Source organism: Streptomyces sp. NPDC048192 (assembly GCF_043202415.1).
Classification (GTDB): Bacteria; Actinomycetota; Actinomycetes; order Streptomycetales; family Streptomycetaceae; genus Streptomyces.
The window spans coordinates 289087-315045 of the sequence record NZ_JBIDAL010000010.1; the positions used below are offsets into that span (position 1 = coordinate 289087).

The following is a 25959-nucleotide window of genomic DNA, read 5'->3' on the forward strand; positions in this document are numbered from 1 at the left end:
CCCGAGAGGATCCCATGAGCAAGAGCACCGCCCGCTTCACCCTCGACCCCGCCTTCACCGTCGGTGCGGTCGACCCCCGCCTCTTCGGCTCCTTCGTCGAACACCTCGGCCGCTGCGTCTACACGGGCATCCACGAGCCCGGCCACCCCTCGGCCGACGAAGCCGGACTGCGGACCGACGTCCTGGAGCTGGTCCGGGAACTCGGCGTCACCGCCATCCGCTACCCGGGCGGCAACTTCGTCTCCGGATACAAGTGGGAGGACTCGGTCGGCCCCGTCGAGAACCGCCCCCGCCGCCTCGACCTCGCCTGGCACTCCACCGAGACCAACCGCTTCGGTCTGTCCGAGTACATCGCGTTCCTGAGGAAGCTCGGCCCCCAGGCCGAACCCATGATGGCCGTGAACCTCGGCACCCGCGGCGTCGCCGAGGCCCTCGAACTCCAGGAGTACGCCAACCACCCCTCCGGCACCGCCCTGTCCGACCTGCGCGCGGCCCACGGCGACAAGGAACCCTTCGGGATCCGGCTGTGGTGCCTCGGCAACGAGATGGACGGCCCCTGGCAGACCGGGCACAAGACGGCCGCCGAGTACGGCCGGCTCGCCGCCGAGACCGCCCGGGCCATGCGCCAGGCCGACCCCGCCGTCGAACTGGTCGCCTGCGGCTCCTCCGGCCAGGCCATGCCCACCTTCGCCGAGTGGGAGGCCACCGTCCTGCAGGAGACGTACGACCTGGTCGACTACATCTCCCTGCACGCCTACTACGAGCCCGCCGGCGGCGATGTGGACTCCTTCCTCGCCTCGGCCGTCGACATGGAGTCCTTCATCGAGAACGTGGTCGCCACGGCCGACCACGTCGGCGCGAGGCTGAAGTCGAAGAAGAAGATCAACCTCTCCTTCGACGAGTGGAACGTCTGGTACCTCTCCAAGTGGCAGGAGCAGGCCCAAACCTTCGAGCAGACGGACTGGCCCGAGGCGCCCCGGCTGCTGGAGGACAACTACAGCGTCACCGACGCCGTCGTCTTCGGCTCGCTGCTGATCGCCCTGCTCCGGCACGCCGACCGCGTCACCGTCGCCTGCCTCGCCCAGCTGGTCAACGTGATCGCCCCGATCATGACCGAACCGGGCGGCCCGGCCTGGCGGCAGACCACCTTCTTCCCGTTCGCGCAGGCCTCGAAGTACGGCCGGGGCGAGGTCCTCGACGTGCGTGTGGACTCGCCGACGTACGAGACGAAGAAGTACGGCGAGACCGACCTGCTGCACGCCACGGCCGTCCGCGCCGCCGACGGCACCGTCACCGTGTTCGCGGTCAACCGCAGCCGCACCGACGCCCTGCCGCTCGAGGTCGCCCTCAACGGGCTGGAGCTGACCACCGTCACCGAGCACAGCGCGCTCGCGGACGCCGACCCCGACGCCCGCAACACCCTGGACGACCCCGAGCGGGTCGTCCCGCACCGGGTCGAGGGCGCCGCCGTGGCGGACGGCATCCTCACCGCCGTACTGGAACCGCTGTCCTGGAACGTGATCAGGCTGGCGTGATCACACCGGGGTGACCGGCAGCCCGCCCGTCGCCCTGCCGAGCAGCGTCAGCCGCACCGACCCGGGGCCCGACAGCGTGGTGAACTCCGACAGGACCGCCAGTGCGAGGGTGTTGGCGCCCCGGGTGCGCAGGATGCCGTTCGGCAGCACGAAGGTGTGCTGCGGGCCCACCTCGTTGATGTACTGGCCCAGGTTCCAGCCGTTGAGGAAGATCTGCGCCCGGTAGGCGCGGTACGGGTCGTCCTGGAGGGTCAGGCCGATCGAGGCGTCGATGTCGGCCGGGACCGACAGGCGGAAGGTGGTCCGGTACCAGGTCACGCCCTGGTACCGGGCCGCCCGCGGGAAGCTCGCCTGCTCCCAGTCGTGGTCCGCGAAGCCCGGCAGGTGCCAGCCCTCCCGCTCGCCGTACAGGCCGCCGTTGTTCATCGGGCCGCGCACCGGATCCGGGGCCGCCGCGCCCTGGATCCGCCAGCTCACCTTCGGCGAGCCGCCCTTGAAGGACGCGGCCGTCAGACCCCGCGCCGCCTTGTGCGTGTCCAGCGCCTTGCCGTCCTCGTCGTGCTGCATGCGCCGCACCAGCACCGACAGCACGTGCCGGCCCGGCGTGCGCAGCGCGGCACGGACCGGGAAGGCCGCCGTGTCCGCCCACGTGCCCTTGCGGACCGTGGTCGTCTTGTCCGGCACCGGCATCCGGTGGGTGCCGAGCGGCTCGCCGTCCAGCCAGGCCATCAGCAGGCCCTGCGTGCCGGTGCTGTAGGCGAGCGAGACCTCCTCCAGACCGGTGGCGTCCGTGAAGGAGCCGCGGTACCAGACGTCTCCGTAGTGGAAGCCGTAGTCGTCGGCGAAGAGGACCGGCTGACCGTCCGGGACCGGCGTGGTGCTGAACGTCGTGGTCCGGTCCGCGACCGTCCAGCGCGAGTCGTCGAAGCCGGGCCCGGCCTCCGGGTTCTCCGTGCGCATCCGCCAGCCGCCCAGCTCGGGCAGCCGCACCTCGGGCACGGCCGGGAGCAGGCCGGTGGTCATCAGGCTGCCGGACAGGGTGACCCGGGTGGGCAGCGTGCGGCCGTTCCACACCAGGGTGTCGGTCCCGCGCGGCCCCCACACCTCGATGCTCGTCGTCTCGGTGACGTCACCCGTCAAGTGGACCTCGTTGCCGCGCACCTCGGCGTGGCGCAGCAGCGCAGGGCCGTACACCAGCAGGGTCCCGGACGGGGTGTCGTACGGGAAGAGGCGTACGGCGGTGGCGTCGTCGGCGAAGAGCAGCAGCAGCGGGGTGTCGGTCTCGCCCTTCTGCACCAGCACCCGGGTCAGGCCGCCCTGCCCGAGCGGCACGTTCACATGCAGGGAGTCGTCGTCCAGGACCCACGCGGCCTCCGGGTCCAGCCGCATGACGTTCGGCCCGACCGGGCACTTCAGCACCAGCTCGGCCATGTCGCCGTGCCGTCCCGAGAACACGGCGATGGCCTGCCGCCCCGCCGTCACGCACATCACCGGCTCGGCGGTGGCGTACTTCAGGGTCCGCCCGCCCAGCTTCAGTCCGGTGGTCAGCAGCCGGGCGTCCCTGCCGGGCACGGTGATCCGCACCCGGCCGGCGTCGGTGGGCAGATCGGCGGTGACCGCGTCCGCGCCGTCGTTGCGGGCGACGTAGACGTGCGCGCCGGTGTCCGGGTTGGCCAGGTGGTAGACCTTCAGGCCCTCGGCGTGCACGTCCGCCGCCCGGTCCAGCTTGGCGAAGTCGGGCACCCGCTGCAGCAGATGGCCCAGCTGGTGCATCGGCGCGATCTTGTCGGTGACGTTGCGGGCCTCGTCGATGGCGGCGCCGTAGTCGTACGACGTGTAGACGACCGGCGCGGGCAGCCAGCCCCAGGAGGTCCCGCCGAAGGTCATGTACACGTTGTGCAGGGTGAGCCCGTTGGCGAGGTTGGTGAGGTAGAAGCGCCGCTCGTAGGCCGCGTCCCGGGTGCGCCGCGCCTCCGCGTACCCCTTGCCGTCGAACCAGGCCCCGCCCCACGGGTCGAACCAGCCGCCGCCGAACTCGGGCACGAACCCGGGCGTCGTGGGCGAGGCGCTGGCCCCGCCCTTCGCCCCGCCGGGCCCGAACGTGCCCCAGTCGGGCGGGGTCTGCGACGGCGACGGATACCCGTCGAAGCCGTACAGCCAGCCGCCCTTCTCACCGCCGGTGTCGAAGGAGCCGGGCGTCCAGTACCCGTTCCGGCCCTTGTCGTTGTGGAACAGCGGGACGTCGATGCCGTCCGCCCGCACCTTCTTGTAGAGGTGCGCCATGTACGCCCGGCCGGTGGCGTCACCGGGGTGCGCGTCGTACTCGTTCTCGATCTGGTACAGCAGGACCGTGCCGGTGCCCTGGGTGAACTGGTGCCGGCGGGCGATCCGGTTCACCTGGGTCAGCCACTCGTCGACGTGTGCCAGATAGTCGGGGTCGTCGGTGCGGGCGGTGCCCTTCGCCGCCGTCAGCCAGCCGGGGAAGCCGCCGCCGTCCACCTCGGCGTTGATGTACGGGCCGGGCCGCAGGATGACGTACAGGCCGGTCTCGGCCGCCGTCCGCAGGAACAGGTCCAGGTCGCGGACGCCGGTGAAGTCGTACGTCCCCGGCGCGGAGGAGTGGTAGTTCCACGCCACGTAGATGCTGACCGCGTTGAACCCGTGCGCCCGCATCTTCTGCAGCACGTCCCGCCACAGGGACGGGCTCGGCAGCCGGAAGGGATGCATCTCGCCGGACCACACGACCAGCCGTCTGCCGTCCACCAGCAGCGAGTAGCGGTCGTAGCCGATGGTGTGCGGCCGGCCGTCGGCGCTCGGCGGGGCGGGCGCCGGGCCGGTGGGCACACTGCGCGCCGCGTACGCCGAGGGCGCCCCGGGGCCGCCGCTGCCGCCCAGGGCGAGCCCGAGCGCGGCCGAGCCGGCCAGGGCACTGAAAGTACGTCTGCTGAGCGCCAAGGTGGATCCTCCCGGGCGATCTTACGGGGCGCGGGTGCGGCCATTCTCCACGCGGGGACGCCCCGCACCGGACCGTGAGGATCTCGGCCCGGGTGGATCACGCGGTACGGGCGGTACGGGAGCCGGCCGTACGGCAGGGTAACGGCCCGGTGAAGGCGGAGGAAATCGCCGCGGTGCGCGCCGGCGTCCGCCGGATCCGGACGCCGGGTGGACGGGCGGTGTGAACGGCCGGTTGTGAATGGCCGGAGTCCGCCCTCCCGGACGTGAGCGGGCCTTCCTACGATGCGGAGCGCTTCACCGCTTCACAGGTTCCACACAGGCCCCCCACATCCGACCTCGGGAGAAACCATGGCTGGTGGACTGTTCCTGGGCGGCGCCGTCGCGGCGCTGCTCACCACCGCGCTGCCCGCGCACGCGCCCTCCTCGGGCGTGTTCGACAACCCGCCCCCGGACAGGATCGTCATCGACGTGGCGACGGTGAACGGCTCCGGCTGCCCCGCGGGCACCGCGGCGGTCGCCGTCTCGCCGGACAACACCGCTTTCACGGTGACCTACAGCGACTACCTCGCCCAGGCCGGCGGCGGCTCCGACCCGACGGCCTTCCGCAAGAACTGCCAGCTCAACCTGATCGTCCACGTCCCCCAGGGCTTCACCTACGCGATCGCCGAGGCCGACTACCGCGGCTTCCTCTCGCTCCAGCCCGGCGCGAGCGCCACGCAGAGGGCCTCGTACTACTTCCAGGGCTCCTCGCAGACCGTCCCCAGGACCCACCCCTTCTCCGGCGCCTACAACGACGACTGGCAGGCCACCGACACCACGGACTGGGCCCAGCTCGTCTGGGCGCCCTGCGGGGTGCAGCGCAACTTCAACATCAACACCGAGCTGAGGGTCAGCGCGGGCACCACGTCCGCCGACAAGGTCAGCTTCATGACGATGGACTCGACGGACGGGGACATCAGCACGGTCTACCACCTGGCATGGAAGGAGTGCCCGAGCGCGTAGTGGGCGCGTCTAGGCCCCCGCCGCGTTCGGCCAGCTCTGCGCGTCGGGCCAGCCCGTCGCCGGGGCCGGGGTCAAGCCGGCCGCCGGTGCCGGCGTCGGGCGCGTCTCGGGCGCGGGTGCCGTCATGCCGCGCACCTGGGCCGCCGTGAGGCCGCCGCGCGCCGGGACGCCGGGCGGGGTGCGCGCCACCACGGCCGCGGGCGCCATCGGCTGCGGGGCCGGAACCGGCATCGGCTGCGGGGCCGGCGCGGGCACGGGCACCGGCATCGGCTGCCGGGCCGGCGCGGGCGGTACGGCGGCCGGGAGCGGCATACCGGTGCCGGCCGCCGGAGCGGGAGCCGCCGGGGACGGGGCGGCCGGGGCGGCGGGCGGCATCGACTGGGCCTGCGCGGCCAGGCCCCGTACCCCGGAGCCGTTGGTCTCGCTGACCAGGCGGTCCACCGCCGCCGTACCCGAGCTGTAGCTGGTCCCGGTGCCCAGCTCGGGTACGGCGGCTCCCCTCCTGGACCCGTAGAGCACCTGCTCCAGGCCGGACACCAGGCGACGCACGTCGACCTGGGGGCGCACCACGAGTCTCAGGAAGCGGCTGGAGGAACCGATCTTGTTGCCGCACTCGCGGACCAGGATCCGGTGCTCGGTGAGCATCCGGTCCCGGACCACCGTGCCCTCGGCGCCGACGGGCAGGCGGACGAACAGGAAGTTCCCCTGCGAGGGGTACACCGTCAGGCCGGGCAGCGCGGACAGGTGGCTGGCCATCTCCAGGCGGTCGCGGCGGATCTGCGTGAGGCTCTGCGCGTACTCGGCGCCGTGCTCCTTCAGCATGAACACCAGGTGCTCGGCGAAGGAGTTGAGGTTCCACTTGGGGAGCATCGAGCGGATCCTGCCCGCCAGCGCCGGGTTCGCGACCAGGTAGCCGAAGCGGATGCCGTGCAGGCCGAGGTTCTTGCCGAGGCTGCGCAGGACGATGACGTTCGGGCGGAGCAGGGCCTCCTGGACGACGCTCGGCTCGGCCTCCGCGTCGGCGAACTCCAGGAAGGACTCGTCCACCACCACCAGGTCCAGGTCGGCCATGGCGTCCAGGAACTGGACCACCTGCTGCTTGCGCAGATACCCGCCGTCCGGGTTGTTGGGGTTGCAGATCACCGCCGCCCGGGTCCCGCGCTTGTGGATGAACGCGGCGTACTGCGCCAGGTCCAGGGCGAAGCCGCTCGCCTCCTGCAGGGGGAACATGTCGACCCGCTTGCCGGTCTCCATCGGCTGGTCGGTCCAGCGCCCGAAGGTGGGGACCGGCACCGCCAGCGACTCGCGGACCAGGAGGTGGTCGATCCAGGTGATGAGCTCCGTCGAGCCGTTGCCCATCGCCACGCAGCTCGGCGGCAGCCGGAGCATGCTGCACAGCTCGCCGGCGATGGTGCCGGCGTCGCTCGGGTAGTACGTGACGATCTCGCGGAGCCGCGCCGCCAGCTCCTCGTACATGGCCGGCGTCGGGAAGTACGGGTTGCACGGGATGCAGAAGTCCACCGGGCCGGTTCCGTCGCCGCCCTCGCGCGTCAGCGACGCCATCGAGGGGCTGTGCGCGGCGGTGCCGCGGAACAACGAGGTGACGTTGCCGGCCAAAGGGACCTCCGTTTCGGGGCGGCCCGTGCGGGGGAGCACGGGCCGCCCTTCAGTACGGAGACGGATGTGTCACCGTTCAACTCTGGTGACACGGGCGGCGTTTCAGACGCCGAACCGGTGGATGGTGGTCGTGCGGTAGGTCTGGCCGGGCCTGAGCACCGTGGACGGGAACGACGGCTCGTTCGGCGAGTCCGGGAAGTGCTGGGTCTCCAGGGCCAGGCCGTCGCCCTGCCGGTAGGTGTGGCCGGACTGGCCGACGAGGGTGCCGTCGAGGAAGTTGCCCGAGTAGAACTGCACACCGGGCTGGTCGGTGTAGATCTTCAGGGTGCGGCCGGAGCCGGGGTCGCGCAGGGTCACCACGTGCTCGGGCCCCGCGGTCACGCCCTTGTCCAGCACGAAGTTGTGGTCGTAGCCCTTGGCGGTGACCAGCTGCGGGTGGCCGACGCGGATGTCCCGGCCGATCGGCTTGGCGTGCGTGAAGTCGAACGGGGTCCCCTTGACCCGTGCCAGCTCCCCGGTGGGGATCAGGCCCGAGTCGGTGGGGGTGTACCGGCTCGCTGCCAGCCAGAGTTCGTGGTCGTAGATGCCGCCGCTGCCCTCGCCCGCGAGGTTGTAGTAGGTGTGGTTGGTGAGGTTGACGATCGTCGGCTTGTCGGTGGTCGCCTCGTAGTCGATCCGCCAGTCGCCGTGCCGGGTGAGGGTGAAGGTGACCTTGGTCTTCAGCGTGCCGGGGTAGCCCATCTCGCCGTCGACGCTCGTGTAGTACAGGTGCAGGCCGACGTCGGAGCCGGAGACGAAGGGCTCGATGTCCCAGACCTTGGTGTTGAAGCCCTTGGCGCCGCCGTGCAGGCTGTTGACCCCGTCGTTGACGGACAGCTGGTACTTCGTGCCGTCCAGGGTGAACTGGCCCTTGGCGATGCGGTTGCCGTAGCGGCCGATGGTGGCGCCGAAGTACGTCGTGCCCTTCACGTACGAGTCGAGGTCGTCGTAGCCGAGGGAGACGTTGGCGTACCGGCCGTGCCGGTCGGGGATCTCCAGGGACTGGACGATGCCGCCGTAGGAGAGGACCTTCAGCCGGGTGCCGCCGTTCTCCAGCGACCAGCGGTGGACCTTGGTGCCGTCGGCGAGCGTGCCGAACAGCTCCTTGACCGGCTTGCGGCCGCCCGGCGAACCGGCGGCGGCCTGGGCGCTGCCCGAGCCGAGGGTGGTGGCGGCTATTCCGGCCGCCGCGGCGCCTGCGATGACCGTGCGTCTGTTCAGTTCCATGCAGTTGCTCCCGAAAGAGGAGGGGCCCCGCCGTGAGGCGGCGGGGCCCGATCTGACCTACGAACCGGACTTGCGCTTGTTCCACACGTCGAACCCGACCGCGGCCAGCAGGGCCAGGCCCTTGATGACCTGCTGCCAGTCGGTGCCGACGCTGAGGAGGTTCATGCCGTTGTTCAGCACGCCGAGGACGAGACCGCCGATGATGGCGCCGAGGACGGTGCCGACACCGCCGCTCATGGAGGCGCCGCCGATGAACGAGGAAGCGATCGCCTCCAGTTCGAAGCCGTCGCCCGCCTTCGGCGAGGCCGCGTTCAGACGGGCGGCGACCACCAGACCCGCCAGGGCCGCGAGCACGCCCATGTTCAGGAACACCTGGAAGGTGATGCGCTTGTCCTTGACGCCGGACAGCTTGGCCGCCGGCAGGTTGCCGCCGATGGCGTAGATGTGCCGGCCGAAGACCGAGTTGCGCATCACGTAGCCGTAGCCGCCCACCAGCACGCCGAGGATGATCAGCACGATCGGCGCGCCGTCGTAGCTGGCCAGCAGCAGGGTCAGGACGAGGATCGCGGCGACCAGCGCGACGAGCTTGAGCAGGAAGAGGTTCCTCGGCACCACGTCGAGGGAGAACTCCTGCTGGCGGCGCCGGTCGCGCACCTCCTGCCACACCACGGCCGCGACCAGGACGATGCCGAGGAGCAGGGTGAGGTTGTGGTAGTTGGTGTTCGGGCCGACCTCCGGCAGGAAGCCGTTGCCGATCTTCTGCAGGCCGTCCGGGAACGGGCCGAGGGTCTGGCCCGAGAGGAAGATCTCCGTCAGGCCGCGGAAGAGCAGCATCCCGGCGAGGGTGACGATGAACGACGGTATGCCGAAGTAGGCGATCAGGAAGCCCTGTACGGCGCCCGCCGCCGCGCCCACCAGCAGGCACAGCACCAGGGCGACGGGCCAGGCCACATGGTGCTGCACCGTCAGCACGGCCGCGAACGCGCCCACGAACGCCGTGATCGAGCCGACCGACAGGTCGATGTGCCCGGCGATGATCACCAGCATCATGCCGATCGCGAGGATCAGGATGTAGCTGTTCTGCAGCACCAGGTTGGAGACGTTGCGCGGCAGCAGCAGGTCGCCGCCGGTCCAGACCTGGAAGAGGACGACGATCAGGCCGAGCGCGATCAGCATGCCGTACTGGCGCATGTTGCGGCGCAGGCCGCCCAGTATGAGCTGCAGCAGCCCCTCGCCGGCGCCCGGGCCGGACCTGCCCGGCGGCGCGGCGGCCGGGCTCTTGTCGGTGACGTCCGTGCTCATCGCGTTACCTCTTTGTCCTTCGTCATCTGGCGCATCAGCACTTCCTGCGTGGCCTCGGCCCGCGGCACCTCACCGGTCAGCCGCCCGGCGGCCATCGTGTAGATGCGGTCGCACATGCCGAGCAGTTCGGGCAGTTCGGAGGAGATGAAGACGACCGCCTTGCCCTGGGCGGCGAGCTGGTCGATGACCGTGTAGATCTCGTACTTGGCGCCCACGTCGATGCCGCGCGTGGGCTCGTCCAGGATCAGCACGTCGGGACCGGCGAAGATCCACTTGCTGAGGACGACCTTCTGCTGGTTGCCGCCGGACAGCTTGCCCACCGGCTCGAACACCGTCGGCGCCTTGATGTTCATCGACTTGCGGAAGCCCTCGGAGACCTGCCGCTCCGCCTGCTCGTCCACCACACCCCGCCGGGCCACCTTCCTCAGCGCGGTCAGCGAGATGTTCCGGTTGATGGTGTCGATGAGGTTGAGCCCGTAGTGCTTGCGGTCCTCGGTGACGTACGCGATGCCGTGCTCCACCGCCTCCGCGACGGTCTTCGTGCGGATCTCCTTGCCGTCCTTGAGGACCGTGCCGCCCGCGTAGCGGCCGTAGGTGCGGCCGAAGACGCTCATCGCGAGTTCGGTGCGGCCGGCGCCCATCAGGCCCGCGATGCCGACGATCTCGCCCCGGCGGACGCTGATCGACACGTCGTCCACGACCCTGCGCTGCTGGTCGATCGGGTGCAGCACGGTCCAGTTGCGGATCTCCAGCGCGGGCGCCGCGCCCTCCTCCGGGTGGTGCGGGGTGCGCTCGGGGAAGCGGTGGTCCAGGTCGCGGCCGACCATGCCGCTGATGATCCGGTCCTCGGTCGTCTCCGGCGCCTTCACGTCGAGCGTCTCGATGGACCGTCCGTCGCGGATGATCGTCACCGAGTCGGCGACCCTGCGGATCTCGTTCAGCTTGTGGGAGATGATGATCGAGGTGATGCCCTGGTTCTTCAGCTCCAGGATCAGGTCGAGGAGTTTGCCGCTGTCCTCGTCGTTCAGGGCCGCCGTCGGCTCGTCGAGGATGAGCAGCTTCACCTCCTTCGACAGCGCCTTGGCGATCTCCACGAGCTGCTGCTTGCCCACGCCGATGTCGGCGACGCGGGTCTCCGGGTGCTCGTCGAGGCCGACGCGGCGCAGCAGTTCGGTGGCGTGACGCAGGGTCTCGCGCCAGTTGATGAGCCCGCGCGTGGCGTGCTCGTTGCCGAGGAAGATGTTCTCCGCGATGGAGAGGTACGGCACCAGCGCCAGCTCCTGGTGGATGATGACGATGCCGCGCTGCTCGCTCGCCCGGATGTCCTTGAAGCGGCAGACCTCCCCCTCGAAGAGGATCTCGCCCTCGTAGGTGCCGTGGGGATGGACGCCGGAGAGGACCTTCATCAGGGTCGACTTGCCGGCGCCGTTCTCCCCGCAGATGGCGTGGACCTCGCCCTGCCGGACGGTCAGGGTGACGTCCGACAGCGCCTTGACACCGGGAAAGGTCTTGACGATCGAGCGCATTTCCAGGACGGGTCCCGCCATGGTCGTGCCTTCCAGTCGGTGGGAATCGGGGGGCGGGCTTACTTGAGCTCGGACGCGGTGTAGTAACCGCCGTCCACGAGCACCTGCTGGTAGTTGGACTTGTCGACGCTGACCGGCTGCAGCAGGTAGGCGGGCACGACCTTGCTGCCGTTGTTGTATGTCTTGGTGTCGTTGACCTGCGGCTTCTTGCCCTTCAGGGCGTCGTCGACCATGGTCGAGGCGACCTTGGCGAGCTGCCGGGTGTCCTTGTAGACGGTCTGCGTCTGCTGCCCGGCGATGATCGACTTCACTGAGGCCAGCTCGGCGTCCTGGCCGGTGATGACCGGCAGCGGCTTGCTGCCCGAGCCGTAGCCGTCCGACTTCAGCGCGGACAGGATGCCGATGGAGATGCCGTCGTACGGCGAGAGCACCGCGTCGACCCGGCCGCTCTTGTAGGAGGAGGTGAGGAGGTCCTCCATGCGCTTCTGCGCGGTGGTGCCGTCCCAGCGCAGGGTGGTGACCTGGTTGAGCTTGGTCTGCCCGGACTTGACCACCAGCTGCTTCTTGTCGATGTACGGCTGGAGCACGCTCATCGCGCCGTTGAAGAAGTACTTGGTGTTGTTGTCGTCGTTGGAGCCCGCGAACAGCTCGATGTTGAACGGGCCCTTCTTGCCGGCGTCCAGGCCGAGCTTGTGCACGATGTAGGTGCCCTGCAGGACGCCGACCTTCTCGTTGTCGAAGGAGGCGTAGTAGTCGACGTTCGGGGTGCCGAGGATCAGCCGGTCGTAGGCGATCACCGGGATGTTCGCCTGGTGCGCCTCCTGGAGCACGTTGTTCAGCGACTTGTTGTCGATCGCCGCGACGATCAGGCCCTTCACGCCCTGCGTGATGAGGTTCTCGATCTGCGAGACCTGGGTGCTCGGGTCGTCCTCGCCGTAGACCAGCTTGGTCTTGTAGCCCTTGGCCTTGAGGTTCTTGACGACGTTGTTGCCGTCGGCGATCCAGCGCTCGGAGGACTTGGTCGGCATCGCGATGCCGATGGTGGCGCCCTTGACGTCACCCGTCTTCTCCTTGCTGCCGCCCGAGCCGCTCTGCCCGCAGGCGGTCAGGGTCAGGGCGAGCGAGGCGGCTCCGGCTATGGCGGTGAGTGCGGCTCTGCGGTTGCGCATGGTGTGTCCGTCCTTGGTCGTCTCGTCGTTGAGGGTCACGCGTTGCTGGGGAAGCGGTTGAGCGGGCCGGGGAGGCGGGAGCCGAGCGGCGCCATGTCGCCGTCCGCGCCGTGCCGGGCGAGCAGGTCCAGGGCGAGCCGGCCGCGCCGCACCCGCTCCCGGGCGGTGTCCAGGGTCACGTCGCGCAGGTGGGTGCCCCACGGGTAGATGCCGGGCGCCTTGGACAGGCCGAACTTCAGGTAGAGCGGTGCGCCGCGCCGGATCAGCTCGGCGACCTCGTACATCCGCACATAGCCGCCGAGGTCGTCGGGGGCCTCGATGTACATGTCCATCGGGGCGCGGGACACCCGGCGGATCTCGGTGAGGTGGTCCAGCGTCAGATCGCTGGGCACGTTGACGGAGTCGGCGCCGAGCCGCTCGAAGACGGCGTACGAGGCCGGGTTGACGGGGCCGATGAGCGCGGAGACCTTCAGCGTGGTGTCGGCCGGGATGATGCCGTTCTCGCGCGCCCGGTGCAGCGTCCACAGCACGCCCTCGTCGGCCACCAGCAGGCACTTCACGCCCAGTTCGGTGGCCCGTACGGCGTCCTCGACGCAGCCGGCGACGGCGTCGTGGCCCCGTGCGCGCAGTCCGGCCCCCCGCGAGTCGGAGCGCACCGAGCCGCCGATGTCCCAGGTGCCGCGCGGGCCGGTGAACAGGCAGAGTTCGATGTCGCGTGCGGCGGTGGCCTCGACCATCTCGGTGATCTCGGCGTCGGTGAGCATCCACACGCCGCTGCCCTGGCTGATCCGGTGGATCGGCACGTCGAGGCGCGAGGACTCCTTCAGGACGACCGCCAGCGCTTCGGGACCCTCGCACGAGGGGATCTCGGTGCGCCAGCGGCCGCCGCCGGGGAAACTGTGCGCGGAGGCGTCGGCGGGGTCGAGGGCGGGCGCGCCCAGGCCGAGAGAGGTGAGCGCCTGCTCACCGGGTCGGCGGGCCGCCGGGGCGGAAGCGTCGGTCGTCACAAGCTGTCCTTCGTGGTGTTCGGTATTTCGGACGAGGTTCGCGGCTCTGGGTGTGAAAAAGGCGCTGCCGCCTTGGTGGTACGCCGGTCAGGGCGCCGTCAGGTCACGTCCTGACCGGCGTACGTCTTCAGGGGCGGAGCAGCACCTTGCCCACCTTCGGATCGCCGGCCCCGGCCAGCTCGATGGCCCGCGGGAACTCGGTCAGCGGCAGCTCGTGGGTGACCAGCGGCAGCGGGTCGAGCAGCCCGGCGCCGAAGACCCGCACGGTGTGCGCCCAGGCGTCCGGCGGCGCCCCGAAGACGGTGTGCACCTCCAGCTGCCGTACGACGAGGTCCGTCGGGTCGAGCCCGTCCGCGCCCGGCGCCGGGATGCCGGTCAGCACCAGGCGCCCGCCGCGCCGCAGCAGCGAGGCGGCGGTGCGCGCGGCCGACGCGGACCCGGCGGTCTCGATCACGACGTCGAAGTCGTCGGGGAGTTCGTCGTCCATGAGCCGGAAGTCGCTCGCCCCGAACCGCCGGGCCAGTGCCTCCCGGGCGTTCCCGGTGCCCACGACGAGCAGCCGGGCCGGGGAGACCGCCTTGAGGAACTGCACGGCGAACATCCCGAGCGTGCCGGTGCCGACCACCGCGACCCGTTCGCCCGGCCGGGCGTTCGCCTTCAGGGCCGCCGCGGCGACGCAGGCGGCCGGCTCCAGCAGGGCGGCGGCGGTGAGGTCGGCGTCGTCCGGCAGGACGTGCAGCAGCCGGGCCGGCAGGGTGAGCGTGGCGGCCATGGCGCCAGGCCGGGTGAACCCGGTCTCCTCGTACCCGGCCGTGCACAGCGTGGTCTCGCCCGCGTGGCAGCGGTCGCACACCTGGCAGTTGCGGAAGCCCTCACCGACCACCTTGCGGCCGACGAGCCCCTCCGGCACCCCGGCGCCCACCCGCGACACCGTCCCCGACCACTCGTGGCCGGGCGTCAGCGGGTAACGGACGTAGCCCTCGGGCCGGTTGCCCTGGTACACCTCGCGGTCACTGCCGCAGATGCCGACCGCGTGCACGGCCACCAGGGCCTCGCCCGGGCCGGGCTCGCGGGGCGTGTGCGGCTCGACCCGGTGCTCGCCGGGCGCCCGGACGACGACCTGGGAACTCACTCGCCGTCCTTCGGGTTGCGCTTCTCCCAGCCCTCGGCCCACAGGTCGAAGTGGGCCCGCTGCTGCGGGAACTCGGCCGCCGCGTCGACGTCCAGCTCGACCCCGAGCCCCGGCGCGTCGGAGAGGTGGAAGCAGCCGTCCTCCGGGTTCACCTGCGGCGCGCCCTTGACCACCTTCTTGATCTCCGCGTCCGCGAAGTCGTTGAAGTGCTCCAGGATCTTGAAGTTCGGCGAGGTGAAGCCGACCTGGAGGGAGGCGGCGGTGAGCACCGACCCGCCCACGTTGTGCGGCGCGACGAGCATGTAGTGCGTCTCGGCGGTGGCGGCGAGCTTGCGGGTCTCCCAGATGCCGCCGAGGTGGCCGACGTCCGGCTGGATGATGTCCACCGCCTGGCTGTCGAACAGCTCGCGGAACTCGATCCGGTCGTGGATGCGCTCACCCGTGGCGACCGGGATGTCCACCTTGGCGGCGACCTTCTCCAGCGCCTTGAGGTTCTCCGGCGGCACCGGCTCCTCCAGCCAGGCCGGCTTGAAGGGGGCCATCTCCCTGGCCAGCCGGACGGCCGTGGCGGGGGAGAAGCGGCCGTGCATCTCCAGCATCAGCTCGGCGTCCGGGCCGATCGCGTCCCGCACCGCCTCGATCAGCGAGACGGCGTACAGGGTCTCCTGGTGGTCCAGCTCGAAGTGCCCGGTGCCGAACGGGTCGATCTTCAGCGCCCGGTACCCGCGCTCCATCACCCCCTGGGCGGCCTTGTGGTACGCCTCCGGCGTTCGCTCGGTCGTGTACCACCCGTTGGCGTACGCCTTGACCTTGTCGGTCACGTTGCCGCCGAGCAGCTGCCACACCGGCACGCCCAGCGCCTTGCCCTTGATGTCCCAGCAGGCCATCTCGACGACCGCGATGCCGGACATCACGATCTCGCCCGCGCGGCCGTAGTCGCCGTACTTCATCCGGCGCACCAGGTCCTCGACCGCGAACGGATCGGAACCGACAATGTGGTTGACCTCGGCCTCGCGCAGATAGCCGATCAGCGCGTCGGTGTGACCGAGCATCCGGGTCTCTCCGACTCCCGTGATCCCTTCGTCGGTGTGCACCTGGACGTAGGTCAGGTTGCGCCATGGCGTGCCGACCACGTGCGTGCTGATTCCGGTGATGCGCACGGCAGTTGCCCCTCGGTTGTTCGAGATTTCGTCACACGTTCGAAATGCTGGCGTGACAGTAAGGACGGTGCGGTAGGGGTGTCAATGGGTCGAACAGGTAACGGTTTCGGCAAGCCTTTCGAGAATTGTTTCGCTGCTCCACCAAACCTTCACAGAGGTGCCTAGGAACGGGACCGATCGGGAATCTAGTCTTCCGGCGTCATGGACTACTGCCACCCGTGCCAACGGCACCTGAACGGCGCCCTGGCCTGCCCCGGGTGCGGAACTCCCGTGCGCGCCTCCGCGGAAGCGGCGGCCGCGCACGCGCGCGCGGGCACGGGTGGAACACCGGGCTACGGCGGCCGGCAGGCTCCCGCCGGGGCCGCCTACGGCACCCCTGCGCAGGGGTACGCCCCGTACCGCGCGCACGTCCCCGAGCAGCGCCACGGCTCCCCCGAGGAGTGGTACGCCGCCCCCGCCCCTGCCGGGGCCCAGGCTTCCACCGGGGCTTACGCCGGCTCCGGGGCCCACGCCGGCTCCGGGCCCGCGAGCGGCCTCGGCCACGCTGCGGAACCGGGCCCCGACCCGTACGCCGAAGCGGACGCCGACCCGTATGCCGAGCGGGACCCCGGCATGTACGCCGAGGCGGACGCCGACCCGTATGCCGAGCCGGAGCCGGACAGCGACCCGGAACCGGAGTCGGGCCCCGATGCCGACGCGGACCCCGAGCACGGTGGCCGGGCCGCCCGGCGCCGGGCGCGCGGGGCCGCCACGGTGAGCCCCGCCGACGCCGACTCCAGCCGCCGTGACCGCAAGGCCGCCGCACACCGGCGCCGGCGCCGCCGCGCCGTGCTGATCACCGCGGGATTCGTGCTGGCCGCGGGCAGCCTCGGCCTCGCCGAACTCGGCACGGACGCGCCCTTCTCGCCCTTCTCCAGCGGGCAGTCCGACGCCGCCGAGGGCGCCGCAGCCGACGGCGGCTCGTCCTCCGCCTCACCCGGCGCCACGGCCGACCCGGCCGCGGACGCCTCCGGCGCGACCCCGGGCGCGGCCGGCTCCGCATCCCCGGACGCCTCGGCCTCCGCGTCCGCCTCCAAGTCCCCCAAGGACAAGGCATCCAAGACGCCCGACGCCAAGGACACCGGCTCGCCGCGGCAGACCGCCGGGACGGGCGCCGGCGCCACGTCCGCGGCCCCGGCGCCCCCCGCGACGTCCGCTCCGGCCGCCACCCCGTCCAGCGCGCCCACGGCGTCCCGCCCGGCCCCGACGCCCTCGCCGAGCAAGACCTGCACACGTTTCCTGTGGTGGTGCACCTGAGCCGCACCCGGTTCCGGCGCGCCACCCCTCGCCATCCGCCATCCGGGGCAGCGACGACACCCCCCGGCACTCCGGGCGGTTGAGTCGAACGGGCGCATCGCGCCGTACCGGTCTCGGGAACGTCCGCGGCGGGAACGGGCGTTGTGCGAGGGGGAGCAGCGAGCAGCGGCTCAGTTGAGGAGAGCGGATGACGCAGCAGATCACCGTCCACGGCACGGTCGCCGAGGGCTTCGAGGCGGTGCGCGAGGAGTTCGCCGCCTTCGTCGCCGCCGAACGCGACGACTACGAAGGCCAGTTGTGCGCGTATGTGCACGGCCGGCGGGTCGTCGACCTCTGGGCGGGCGGCGAGGCGGACTCGCTGTACGGCGTGTTCTCGTCCACGAAGGGCGCCGCGCACCTGGTGGTGGCCCTCCTGGTGCAGGACGGCACGCTGGAGCTGGACCGCAAAGTGACCTACTACTGGCCGGAGTTCGGCGCCGAGGGCAAGGGCGCGGTGACCCTGCGGGAGCTGGTGACGCACCGGGCGGGCCTGGTCGGGATCGACGCCGGGTTCTCCGCCGAGGAACTGGCCGACGACCGGGCGGTGGCCGAACGCCTCGCCGACCAGAAGCCGTTCTGGCGCCCGGGGACGGCCTTCGGCTACCACGCGCTCGTGATCGGCGCGCTCACCGGAGAGGTGGTCCGCCGGGCCACGGGCCACACGCTCCAGGAGGTCTACGAGGAGCGGGTGCGCGGGCCGTACGGCATGGACTTCTTCCTGGGGCTGCCCGAGTCCGAGGAGCGCCGCTTCCGCCCGGTCCGGCCGATGGCCCCGACGCCCGAGCAGCAGGCCCTGCTGGACGCCCAGCCGACCGGCCCGCACACGCTGGCCTCGATCGCCTTCAACGCGCACGCGCCGCGGCCGGCCACGCTGGAGGAGTACGCCAACTCCCGCCTCGTGCGCGCCAAGGGTCCGGCGTCGGCGGGCGGGGTCGCCTCCGCGCGGGGGCTCGCGACGATGTACGCGGCGGCGATCAGCGAACTGGACGACCGCCCGCCGCTGCTCAAGCCCGACACGGTCGCGGAGGTGGGCCAGATCCACTCCGTCGGCTACGACCTGGTGGCCCGCGCCCACAAGGCGTACGGCCTCGGCTTCCAGGCCACCGCCGACATGTGGCACCCGGTGCTGGGCGCCGGCGCCTTCGGCCACAGCGGCGCGGGCGGCTCCCAGGCCTTCGCGGACCCCCGCAGCGGCCTCGCCTACGGCTACACGCGCCGGCGGATGGCGTTCCCGGGCGGCGCGGCCCCGGAGAACGAGCGCTTCGTGCGGGCGGTGCACAGGGCGGCGCCGGCCGGCTGAGAGGCCCCGGCCGAAAAGAAGACCGCACCCCACGTCCAAGGGTGCGGTCTCCGCAGTGCGCAACGACGGCCGTCAGACCAGCGTCACGCTGATGTCGCCCCGCGTCGCCTTCGAGTAGGGGCACACCTGGTGGGCCTTCTCGACCAGTTCCCGGGCCTTGGCGGCATCGACGTGCGGGATGTCCGCCGAGATCTCCACGATGATCCCGAACCCGTCCTCGTTCTTGCCGATCCCGACCTTCGCGGTGACGGTCGACCCGGAGACGTCGGCCCCCTCCTGCCGGGCGACGACGCCCAGCGCGCCCTGGAAGCAGGCGGAGTATCCCGCGGCGAACAGCTGCTCCGGGTTGGTCCCGGCGCCGCTGCCGCCCATCTCCTTGGGCGGGTTGACGACGACGTCGAGTCGGCCGTCGTCCGTGGCGACCCGGCCGTCCCGGCCGTTCTCGGCTGTGGCGACGGCGGTGTACAGGACGTCGGACTGCGTGATGGGCATGCGGTTGTCTTCCTCCTCGGTCCGCCGCGACTCGCGCCCACGATCGACGGCGGATTTCGGAAAGAAGTTACCGCATGCCGGAAACGTCGGCCAGGCCCGGCCGGCCTCAGAGCTTGACGATCATCTTCCCGGTGTTGTCGCCGCGCAGGACGCCGAGGAAGGCCTCCAGGTTGTTCTCGATGCCCTCGACGATCGTCTCCCGGTACTTCAGCCGGCCCGAGGCGACCCACGGCCCGACCTCCCGCACGAACTGCGGCTGCAGGTCGTAGTGGTCGCCGACGAGGAAGCCCTCGATGCGGCCCCGGGTCTGGATGAGGCGGGCGAGGTTCCTGGGGCCCGGCGCGGGCTCGGTGTCGTTGTAGACCGAGATCATGCCGCAGACCGCGATCCGGCCGCCCTCGCGCAGGGAGCCCACGGCCGCCTCCAGGTGGTCCCCGCCGACGTTGTCGAAGTACACGTCGATGCCGTCCGGCGCGGCCTGCCGCAGCTGCTCGCTCACCGGCCCGTTCTTGTAGTTGAACGCGGCGTCGAAGCCGTACTCGTCCAGCAGCAGCTTCACCTTCTCGTCGGACCCGGCCGAGCCGATGACCCGCGAGGCCCCCTTGAGCTTGGCGATCTGCCCCACCTGGCTGCCCACGGCGCCCGCGGCGCCGGACACGAAGACGATGTCGCCCTCCTTGAAGGAGGCGGTGCGCAGCAGGCCGGCGTAGGCCGTCAGTCCGGTCATGCCGAGCACGCCGAGGTAGGCCGACAGTGGCACGTCGTGGGCCTTGTCGTCGACCTTGACGGCCGGAACGACCGCCGGCCCGACCTTGACGGCGTTCTTCGCGTCCACGACCGCGTACTCCCGCCAGCCGAAGAAGTGCAGCACGTGGTCCCCGGGCGCGATGCCCTCGGCGTGGGACTCGATCACCTCGCCGACCGCGCCGCCCTGCATGGCCTTGCCCAGCTCGTACGGCGCGGCGTACGACTTCGCGGCACTCATTCGGCCCCGCATGTACGGGTCGACGGAGAGGTACTTGTTCCGCACCAGCACCTGGCCCTCGCCCGGAGCCGGGACCGGGGTCTCGACGAGCGCGAAGTCCTCGGGCTTCGGCCAGCCCACGGGACGGCTGAGCAGATGCCACTCGCGGTTGATCATGACAGGGCCTTTCTCGGTGGTGCAAATAGTTCAGAACCTGAAACAACGATGCTCCTGAATATTTCAGGATGTCAAGTAACCGGGTATCCTGGAGTCCATGTCCACCCCATCGAAGACCCGCCGCCCCGACGCCCTCACCATGGAGGTCGTCGAACTGATCGGTGACGTCGTCGCCCGTTTCTACGCGGACTACGAGAAGGCGGCGGGCGAGCACGCGCTGACCGGTCCCCAGGCCCGGCTGCTCAGCCTGCTCTCGCTGGAGCCGCTGCCCATGCGGAAGCTGGCGCAGAAGCTCAAGTGCGAGCCGTCCAACGTCACCGGGATCGTGGACCGCCTGGAGTCCCGGGGCCTGGTCGAGCGGCGCCCGGACCCCGCCGACCGCCGGGTGAAGCTGGCCGCCGCCACCGAGGAGGGCGTCCGGCTCGCCACCGACCTGCGCGAGGGCCTGCGCTTCGCCCGCGAGCCCCTCGCCGGCCTGTCGGAGGAGGAGCGCCGCTCCCTGCGCGACCTGCTCCGCCGGATGCTGGACGCCTGAACCCCGCGGAGGAAGCCCGGACCCCGCCGGTAGAGTCTGCGCCATGCGTGATCTCGGGGCGGGATTCGGTCATCTTCTCAAGGGCCAGCGCTGGATGGCCCGGCACGGCCGCTCTTACGGCTTCGGGCTGCTGCCCGGCCTGATCACGCTGGTCCTGTACGCGGCGGCGCTGGTCGCGCTCGCCGTGTGGGGCGAGGACGCGGTCGCCTGGGCGACGCCGTTCGCGGACGACTGGTCCAGCCCGTGGCAGGGCCTGTTCCGCGGCTTTCTGACGGCCGTGCTCTTCGCCCTCGGCCTGCTGCTCGCCGTGCTGACCTTCACCGCGGTCACCCTCCTGGTCGGCCAGCCCTTCTACGAGAACCTGTCGGAGCAGGTCGACGCCGACGTCTCGCCCGACGGCACCGCCCCGCGCTCGGAACTGCCGCTGTGGCGCGAGCTGTGGATCTCCGCCCGGGACAGCCTGCGCGTCCTGGTGCGGGCCGCCGTGTGGGGCGTGCTGCTGTTCGCGCTCGGCTTCCTTCCCGTCGTCGGCCAGACGGCCGTCCCCGTGATCGGCTTCTTCGTCACCGGGTTCTTCCTCACCGAGGAGCTCACCTCCGTCGCCCTCCAGCGCCGGGGCGTCGAACTGCGCGCCCGCCTCGCGCTGCTCCGGTCCCGCAGGACCCTGGTCTGGGGCTTCGGCACCCCCCTCGGCCTCGCCTTCCTGGTCCCGTTCGTCGCGGTGTTCCTGATGCCGGGCGCGGTCGCGGGCGCCACCCTGCTCGCCCGCGAACTGCTGGGGGAGGACGACGAGGCGGACTGCGGGGAGGACGACGAGGAGGACACCGCCGCCGGCACCGGCCCGGCCGCGCCCACCCGCCGGACCGACTGAGAGACGCTCTCCGGCGTCGAACGCCTGGTCGTTTGTGAAAGGTTCGTACGAGATCGCCGTCGGACGCCCGATCGCGGGCCGCGGGCTCACCGCGCCGATTAACGTCTGATCCGGGACAAGTCCCCCCGAGCGGCCCCGGTCCGGGACCTGACCCCTGGACCGGGGGCTCGTGCCGGGGCGCCCGCGCGCGGAACCTCAGCGGACCCCGAAGCCGTACACCGTCTCCGACCGGAACACCTCGCCCGGCCTCAGCACCGTGCTCGGGAAGCCGGGCTGGTTCGGGGAGTCCGGGAAGTGCTGGGTCTCCAGGGCGATGCCCTCGCACGGGGCGAACGGCTCGCCCAGGTGGTCGGCGGTGTACAGCTGCAGGCCCGGTTCGGTCGTCGACACGGTCAGCGTGCGGCCGGAGGCCGGGTCGTGCAGCTCGGCCACCTCCTCCGGGGCGGCCGTCACCCCCTTGTCCAGCACGAAGTTGTGGTCGTAGCCGGAGCCGACCTTGCGGGCCGTGCGGAAGTCGAACCGGGAGCCGGTCACGTCCTGGAGGGCGCCCGTCGGGATCAGGTCCGCGCCGGCCGGGGTGATGCGGGACGCGGCGAGCCGCAGCTCGTGCCCGCCCGCGTGGCCCGCGCCGGCCAGGTTGAAGTAGCTGTGGTTGGTGAGGTTGACCACGGTCGGCGCGTCCGTGACCGCCTCGTACGCGATGTGCAGCGCGCCCGAGGCGTCCAGGGCGTACGTCGCCGACACCTCGAGCCGGCTCGGGAAGCCCTGCTCGCCGTGCGGACTCACCCGGGACAGCCGCACCCCGTGCTCCACGGGCTCGGCCTCCCACACCCGCTTGTCGAACCCGTGCGCGCCGCCGTGCAGGCAGTTCGCGCCCTCGTTCGGCTCGAGGGCGTAGACCGCGCCGTCCAGCGGGAAGCGGGCCTGCCCGATCCGGTTGGCGTACCGGCCGATCAGGGCGCCGAGGAACGGCTCCGGATGGGCGAGATAGCCGTCCAGACCGGGGAAGCCCAGCACCACGTCCGCCGTCCGGCCCTCCCGGTCCGGCACCTCGACCGACCGCACGATCCCGCCGTACGTCAGGACCTCCACCCGTGTCCCGGCGCGCTCCAGGGTCCAGCGGTGGACCGGGGTGCCGTCGGAAACCGTGCCGAAAAGTTCGCTCATGTGGGAAACAGTAGGCGATGCGTGTCCTAGCCAACCGGATCGGCCGCGGTGACCGTCCGGTACGCGATCGCCGCGAGCCGGGCCTGGCCGTCCTTGCTGGGGTGGAACCAGTCCCAGCGGCTCAGCTGGCCGGTGCCGAACCGGTAGTCGTAGACCGCGTTGTTGTCGAAGCGGCAGCGGCGGTCCCGGGCGCAGACGTCCTTCAGCACCTCGTTGTACTCCACCACCCGCTGCTGCACCCGGTCCCGGCGCAGCATGGCCGCGCTGGTCAGGTCGTCCGCGTCGGACAGCATCGACGGGCAGATGCCGAGCTTCCACACCTCCTTGCCCAGCGGACTGGTCCGGCCCTCGGACCACAGCCGCTTCAGGTTCGGCACGCTCGCCACGTACACCTGCGTCCTCGGCGACGCGGCGCGCAGGGTGCGCAGGGCCTCCTCGAAGTCGGCGCGGAAGCCGGCCACCGGGGTCATGGCCCGCGCCGAGGACCGGCAGGCGTCGTTGGCGCCCACCATCACCGTCACCAGTCCGGGGCCGTGCTCCGCCGCCTGGGACATCTGCTCGGGCAGGTCCGCCATCCGGGCGCCGGTCACCGCGTAGTTCCAGCTGCGCCGCGCCGCGCCCGCGGGGCCGAGCAGCCGCACCGCCAGGCTGTCCACCTCGGTGTCGCTGCCCGTCGCCCAGGACACCTCGGGGCAGTCCGACAGCACCGTGCACGCGTCGAAGCCGCGGGTGATGGAGTCGCCGACCGCGGCGACCGAGTCCGGGCTGCGGTTCCACACCGGCCCGGCCGCGCGCGCCCTGGTGCCCTTGGGCGCGGGCGAACTGCCGCCGCCCGCGCCGCATCCGGCGAGGCCCAGCACCGCGGCCGCCACGACGGCGAGAGCGGCTCGCGTACGGCTGCTCGGCTTGCGCATCCTGCTGGTCCCCTCGTCGCCGGACCCGGTGCCTCCCGGGTGAACGTGTGTGCTTCCCCCCATGACAACGTGCGAGGGTTCCCGAACGGGCGCGCGGGAACGGAGCACCCCCGTACAAGCGTCCCCCTGGGTGAATGGCGGAGGTTTCCTGGCACCGGGACCGACGGTACGTCACACTCCTTGCACCGCCGCAGGGTAGCCTCGCCATCAGCGCGGCCGTCGTGCCACTGCCGCCAGCCAGTCCGCAAGATGTCCCGCTCTGCCCGGAGGTTCCGGTGACGACACGTGGAGTTCTGTACGTGCACTCCGCGCCGCGCGCGCTGTGCCCGCACGTCGAGTGGGCCGTCGCCGGGGTGCTCGGCACCCGCGTCAGCCTCGACTGGATCCGGCAGCCCGCCGCCCCCGGGACCTGGCGCTCGGAGTTCTCCTGGCAGGGCGAGGCCGGTACGGCCTCCAAGCTGGCCTCCGCGCTGCGCGGCTGGCACCTGCTGCGCTTCGAGGTCACCGCCGAACCGTGCCCGACGGCCGAGGGCGAGCGCTACAGCTGCACCCCGGACCTGGGCATCTTCCACGCCGTCACCGGCATCCACGGCGACATCCTCATCCCCGAGGACCGCCTCCGCGCGGCGCTGACCCGCTCCCAGCGCGGCGAGACCGACCTGGAGGCCGAGATCGCCAAGCTGCTGGGCAAGCCCTGGGACGACGAACTGGAGCCCTTCCGGTACGCCGGCGAGGGCGCGCCGGTGCGCTGGCTGCACCAGGTGGTCTGAGCCACCCGGACACGACGGCCGGACATGACGGCCGGACACGACGGAGGGCCCCTGCCGAACCCGAGGTTCGGCAGGGGCCCTCACGCACGTTCTCAGAGCGTCCGGAAGGCCAGCACCACGTTGTGCCCGCCGAAGCCGAACGAGTCGTTCAGCGCGGCGATGCGGCCCTCGGGCAGCTGACGGGCCTCGCCGCGGACCACGTCCGCGTTGACGTCCGGGTCGAGGTCGTCGAGGTTGATCGTCGGCGGAGCCGTGCGGTTGGCCAGCGCCAGGATCGACGCGACGGTCTCGATGCCGCCGGCGCCGCCCAGCAGGTGACCGGTCATCGACTTGGTCGCGGAGATCGCCATGTGGTCGACGTCGTCGCCGAACACCTTGCGCAGCGCCTTGATCTCGGCGACGTCGCCCTGCGGCGTCGACGTGGCGTGGGCGTTCACGTGCACGACCTCGGCCGGCTTCAGATCCGTGCTGTCCAGCAGGTTCTGCAGCGCGTGCGCGATGCCGTTGCCGGACGGCTCCGGCTGCGTGATGTGGTGGGCGTCGGCGGAGATGCCCTGGCCGACCGCCTCGACGTAGATCCGGGCGCCGCGGGCCTTGGCGTGCTCCTCGGACTCCAGGACGATCACGCCGGCGCCCTCGCCGAGCACGAAGCCGTCACGGCCGGAGTCGAAGGGGCGGGACGCGCCCTGCGGGTCGTCGTTGTTCTTGGACATCGCCATCATGTTGCCGAACGCGGCGATCGGCAGCGGGTGGATGGCGGCCTCGGTGCCACCGGCCACGACCACGTCCGCACGCCCGGTGCGGATCATCTCGATCGCGTACCCGATGGCCTCCGCGCCCGAGGCGCAGGCCGAGACGGGGGTGTGCACACCGGCGCGGGCGCCCAGCTCGATGCCGACGTTGGCCGCCGGGGAGTTGGGCATCAGCATCGGCACGGTGTGCGGGGAGACGCGGCGGACGCCCCGCTCCTTGAGGATGTCGTACTGGTCCAGGAGCGTCGTCACGCCGCCGATGCCGGAGGCGATGACCGCGCCGAGGCGGTCGGGGTTCACGGACGCGTCCTCGCCGGCCTTGGCGGCGAACCCGGCGTCCTTCCAGGCCTCCTGAGCGGCGATCAGCGCGAACTGCGCCGAGCGGTCCAGCTTGCGGGCCTGCGGCCGGGGGATGATCTCGCCGGGATCCACGGCGATCTGCGCGGCGATGCGGACCGGCAGGTCGGCCGCCCACTCCTGCTCCAGAAGGCCGACGCCGGACTTGCCGGCGACCAGGGCCTCCCAGAACGAAGCTGCGTCGCCACCCAGCGGTGTGGTTGCGCCGATACCGGTGACGACCACGGTGCGATTGGTCGGGCTCACGGGAATTCTTTCTCCAACGGATGCGGGAATCAACGGCGCCACCGCCGGGTGGCGGGGCCTTGGGCCCTGGGCCTAAGGGGTGTCCTTAGGCCTGGTGCTTGAGGATGTAGTCGGTCGCGTCGCCGACGGTCTTGAGGTTCTTGACGTCCTCGTCCGGGATCTTCACGTCGAAGCGCTCCTCGGCGGCGACGACGACCTCGACCATGGACAGCGAGTCGACGTCCAGGTCGTCGGTGAAGGACTTGTCCAGCTGGACGTCCTCAACGGGGATCCCGGCGATCTCGTTCACGATCTCGGCGAGACCGGCGACGATCTCTTCCTGAGTGGCGGCCATGTCAGGCGCTCCTTCTTCGATGTTCCAGACGGTTTGTGGCGATTTCTGCCGTGCCCGATCGCAAGATCCGGCAC

The 25959-nt window shown here is 71.4% G+C and carries 22 protein-coding genes; 7 read left to right on the forward strand and 15 right to left on the reverse strand.

The genetic code is table 11. The features are described 5' to 3' along the window. Window positions 1–14: 14 nt before the first annotated feature. The gene (locus ACGFZN_RS23530) at window positions 15–1535 is read left to right on the forward strand and encodes an alpha-N-arabinofuranosidase (RefSeq protein ID WP_393860424.1); all 1521 of its coding nucleotides are present in this window, start codon (window positions 15–17) and stop codon (window positions 1533–1535) included. Here ACGFZN_RS23530 and ACGFZN_RS23535 read toward each other — a convergent pair whose 3' ends face one another. Next, window positions 1536–4490 (reverse strand): beta-galactosidase, encoded by a 2955-nt coding sequence (locus tag ACGFZN_RS23535; RefSeq protein ID WP_393860425.1) that lies wholly within the window; start codon window positions 4488–4490, stop codon window positions 1536–1538. A 348-nt stretch (window positions 4491–4838) separates the two neighbouring features. Between ACGFZN_RS23535 and ACGFZN_RS23540 the strand changes: the two genes are divergently transcribed. Continuing rightward, complete coding sequence (locus tag ACGFZN_RS23540; RefSeq protein ID WP_393860426.1) at window positions 4839–5492, forward strand: DUF4360 domain-containing protein; 654 nt, start codon at window positions 4839–4841, stop codon at window positions 5490–5492. Between the two features lie 9 nt (window positions 5493–5501). Here ACGFZN_RS23540 and ACGFZN_RS23545 read toward each other — a convergent pair whose 3' ends face one another. The 8 genes from ACGFZN_RS23545 to ACGFZN_RS23580 form a co-directional block, all read right to left on the reverse strand. Beyond that, window positions 5502–7109, reverse strand: coding sequence for an aminotransferase class I/II-fold pyridoxal phosphate-dependent enzyme (locus ACGFZN_RS23545; protein ID WP_393860427.1), 1608 nt, complete (start codon window positions 7107–7109; stop codon window positions 5502–5504). Window positions 7110–7211: 102 nt separating this feature from the next. Continuing rightward, complete coding sequence (locus ACGFZN_RS23550; RefSeq protein WP_393860428.1) at window positions 7212–8375, reverse strand: aldose epimerase family protein; 1164 nt, start codon at window positions 8373–8375, stop codon at window positions 7212–7214. A 57-nt stretch (window positions 8376–8432) separates the two neighbouring features. Then, entirely contained in the window at window positions 8433–9677 is a 1245-nt protein-coding gene (mmsB, locus tag ACGFZN_RS23555; protein ID WP_393860429.1) for a multiple monosaccharide ABC transporter permease, read from the reverse strand. Further along, window positions 9674–11224: a multiple monosaccharide ABC transporter ATP-binding protein gene (gene mmsA / locus ACGFZN_RS23560; RefSeq protein ID WP_393860430.1), complete on the reverse strand. Its 1551-nt coding sequence runs from the start codon at window positions 11222–11224 to the stop codon at window positions 9674–9676. Before mmsA ends, mmsB begins: the two co-directional genes overlap by 4 nt. 38 nt (window positions 11225–11262) lie before the next feature. Next, the gene (gene chvE / locus ACGFZN_RS23565; protein ID WP_393860528.1) at window positions 11263–12372 is read right to left on the reverse strand and encodes a multiple monosaccharide ABC transporter substrate-binding protein; all 1110 of its coding nucleotides are present in this window, start codon (window positions 12370–12372) and stop codon (window positions 11263–11265) included. Between the two features lie 35 nt (window positions 12373–12407). Beyond that, window positions 12408–13379, reverse strand: coding sequence for a hypothetical protein (locus ACGFZN_RS23570; RefSeq protein ID WP_360144022.1), 972 nt, complete (start codon window positions 13377–13379; stop codon window positions 12408–12410). A 127-nt stretch (window positions 13380–13506) separates the two neighbouring features. Beyond that, window positions 13507–14511: a zinc-binding dehydrogenase gene (locus tag ACGFZN_RS23575; RefSeq protein WP_393860431.1), complete on the reverse strand. Its 1005-nt coding sequence runs from the start codon at window positions 14509–14511 to the stop codon at window positions 13507–13509. Then, window positions 14508–15671, reverse strand: coding sequence for a mandelate racemase/muconate lactonizing enzyme family protein (locus ACGFZN_RS23580; protein ID WP_393860432.1), 1164 nt, complete (start codon window positions 15669–15671; stop codon window positions 14508–14510). The genes ACGFZN_RS23575 and ACGFZN_RS23580 overlap by 4 nt, the downstream gene beginning before the upstream one ends. A 270-nt stretch (window positions 15672–15941) precedes the next feature. Here ACGFZN_RS23580 and ACGFZN_RS23585 point away from each other — a divergent pair, with 270 nt between their 5' ends. Beyond that, window positions 15942–16967 carry a hypothetical protein gene (locus ACGFZN_RS23585; protein ID WP_393860433.1) on the forward strand — a complete coding sequence of 342 codons (1026 nt, stop codon included), beginning with the start codon at window positions 15942–15944 and terminating at the stop codon, window positions 16965–16967. A gap of 187 nt (window positions 16968–17154) precedes the next feature. Beyond that, window positions 17155–18306 (forward strand): serine hydrolase domain-containing protein, encoded by a 1152-nt coding sequence (locus tag ACGFZN_RS23590; RefSeq protein ID WP_393860434.1) that lies wholly within the window; start codon window positions 17155–17157, stop codon window positions 18304–18306. Between the two features lie 72 nt (window positions 18307–18378). Here ACGFZN_RS23590 and ACGFZN_RS23595 read toward each other — a convergent pair whose 3' ends face one another. Together ACGFZN_RS23595 and ACGFZN_RS23600 are read right to left on the reverse strand one after the other, a co-directional pair. After that, window positions 18379–18798, reverse strand: a complete 420-nt coding sequence (locus ACGFZN_RS23595; protein ID WP_393860435.1) for an organic hydroperoxide resistance protein — start codon at window positions 18796–18798, stop codon at window positions 18379–18381. A 106-nt stretch (window positions 18799–18904) separates the two neighbouring features. After that, window positions 18905–19939, reverse strand: coding sequence for an NADP-dependent oxidoreductase (locus ACGFZN_RS23600; protein ID WP_393860436.1), 1035 nt, complete (start codon window positions 19937–19939; stop codon window positions 18905–18907). 97 nt (window positions 19940–20036) lie between these two features. On the opposite strand from ACGFZN_RS23600, the gene ACGFZN_RS23605 reads away from it, so the two are divergent. Further along, a complete protein-coding gene (locus ACGFZN_RS23605; protein ID WP_393860437.1) occupies window positions 20037–20474 on the forward strand; it encodes a MarR family winged helix-turn-helix transcriptional regulator in 438 nt (145 codons plus the stop codon). 43 nt (window positions 20475–20517) lie between these two features. Continuing rightward, window positions 20518–21345 (forward strand): EI24 domain-containing protein, encoded by an 828-nt coding sequence (locus ACGFZN_RS23610; protein WP_393860438.1) that lies wholly within the window; start codon window positions 20518–20520, stop codon window positions 21343–21345. A gap of 195 nt (window positions 21346–21540) precedes the next feature. Here the strand turns inward: ACGFZN_RS23610 and ACGFZN_RS23615 are convergent, their stop codons facing one another. Next, window positions 21541–22512 (reverse strand): aldose epimerase family protein, encoded by a 972-nt coding sequence (locus ACGFZN_RS23615; protein WP_393860439.1) that lies wholly within the window; start codon window positions 22510–22512, stop codon window positions 21541–21543. Between the two features lie 26 nt (window positions 22513–22538). Then, window positions 22539–23426, reverse strand: a complete 888-nt coding sequence (locus ACGFZN_RS23620) for an SGNH/GDSL hydrolase family protein (RefSeq protein ID WP_393860440.1) — start codon at window positions 23424–23426, stop codon at window positions 22539–22541. Between the two features lie 275 nt (window positions 23427–23701). Between ACGFZN_RS23620 and ACGFZN_RS23625 the strand changes: the two genes are divergently transcribed. Beyond that, window positions 23702–24196, forward strand: coding sequence for a DUF3145 domain-containing protein (locus ACGFZN_RS23625; RefSeq protein ID WP_330340336.1), 495 nt, complete (start codon window positions 23702–23704; stop codon window positions 24194–24196). A 92-nt stretch (window positions 24197–24288) separates the two neighbouring features. Here ACGFZN_RS23625 and fabF read toward each other — a convergent pair whose 3' ends face one another. Then, a complete protein-coding gene (gene fabF, locus ACGFZN_RS23630; RefSeq protein ID WP_393860441.1) occupies window positions 24289–25551 on the reverse strand; it encodes a beta-ketoacyl-ACP synthase II in 1263 nt (420 codons plus the stop codon). 85 nt (window positions 25552–25636) lie between these two features. Continuing rightward, entirely contained in the window at window positions 25637–25885 is a 249-nt protein-coding gene (locus ACGFZN_RS23635; protein WP_030341284.1) for an acyl carrier protein, read from the reverse strand. Between the last annotated feature and the right edge of the window lie 74 nt (window positions 25886–25959).

Excerpts from the sequence above, each read along its gene's own strand:
- ACGFZN_RS23530 (WP_393860424.1), top strand. The coding sequence starts at position 15 with ATGAGCAAGAGCACCGCCCGCTTCACCCTCGACCCCGCCTTCACCGTC.
- ACGFZN_RS23540 (WP_393860426.1), top strand. The coding sequence starts at position 4,839 with ATGGCTGGTGGACTGTTCCTGGGCGGCGCCGTCGCGGCGCTGCTCACC.
- ACGFZN_RS23550 (WP_393860428.1), bottom strand. The coding sequence starts at position 8,375 with ATGGAACTGAACAGACGCACGGTCATCGCAGGCGCCGCGGCGGCCGGA.
- mmsB (WP_393860429.1), bottom strand. The coding sequence starts at position 9,677 with ATGAGCACGGACGTCACCGACAAGAGCCCGGCCGCCGCGCCGCCGGGC.
- mmsA (WP_393860430.1), bottom strand. The coding sequence starts at position 11,224 with ATGGCGGGACCCGTCCTGGAAATGCGCTCGATCGTCAAGACCTTTCCC.
- chvE (WP_393860528.1), bottom strand. The coding sequence starts at position 12,372 with ATGCGCAACCGCAGAGCCGCACTCACCGCCATAGCCGGAGCCGCCTCG.
- ACGFZN_RS23590 (WP_393860434.1), top strand. The coding sequence starts at position 17,155 with ATGACGCAGCAGATCACCGTCCACGGCACGGTCGCCGAGGGCTTCGAG.
- ACGFZN_RS23595 (WP_393860435.1), bottom strand. The coding sequence starts at position 18,798 with ATGCCCATCACGCAGTCCGACGTCCTGTACACCGCCGTCGCCACAGCC.
- ACGFZN_RS23600 (WP_393860436.1), bottom strand. The coding sequence starts at position 19,939 with ATGATCAACCGCGAGTGGCATCTGCTCAGCCGTCCCGTGGGCTGGCCG.
- ACGFZN_RS23605 (WP_393860437.1), top strand. The coding sequence starts at position 20,037 with ATGTCCACCCCATCGAAGACCCGCCGCCCCGACGCCCTCACCATGGAG.
- ACGFZN_RS23610 (WP_393860438.1), top strand. The coding sequence starts at position 20,518 with ATGCGTGATCTCGGGGCGGGATTCGGTCATCTTCTCAAGGGCCAGCGC.
- ACGFZN_RS23615 (WP_393860439.1), bottom strand. The coding sequence starts at position 22,512 with ATGAGCGAACTTTTCGGCACGGTTTCCGACGGCACCCCGGTCCACCGC.
- ACGFZN_RS23620 (WP_393860440.1), bottom strand. The coding sequence starts at position 23,426 with ATGCGCAAGCCGAGCAGCCGTACGCGAGCCGCTCTCGCCGTCGTGGCG.
- ACGFZN_RS23635 (WP_030341284.1), bottom strand. The coding sequence starts at position 25,885 with ATGGCCGCCACTCAGGAAGAGATCGTCGCCGGTCTCGCCGAGATCGTG.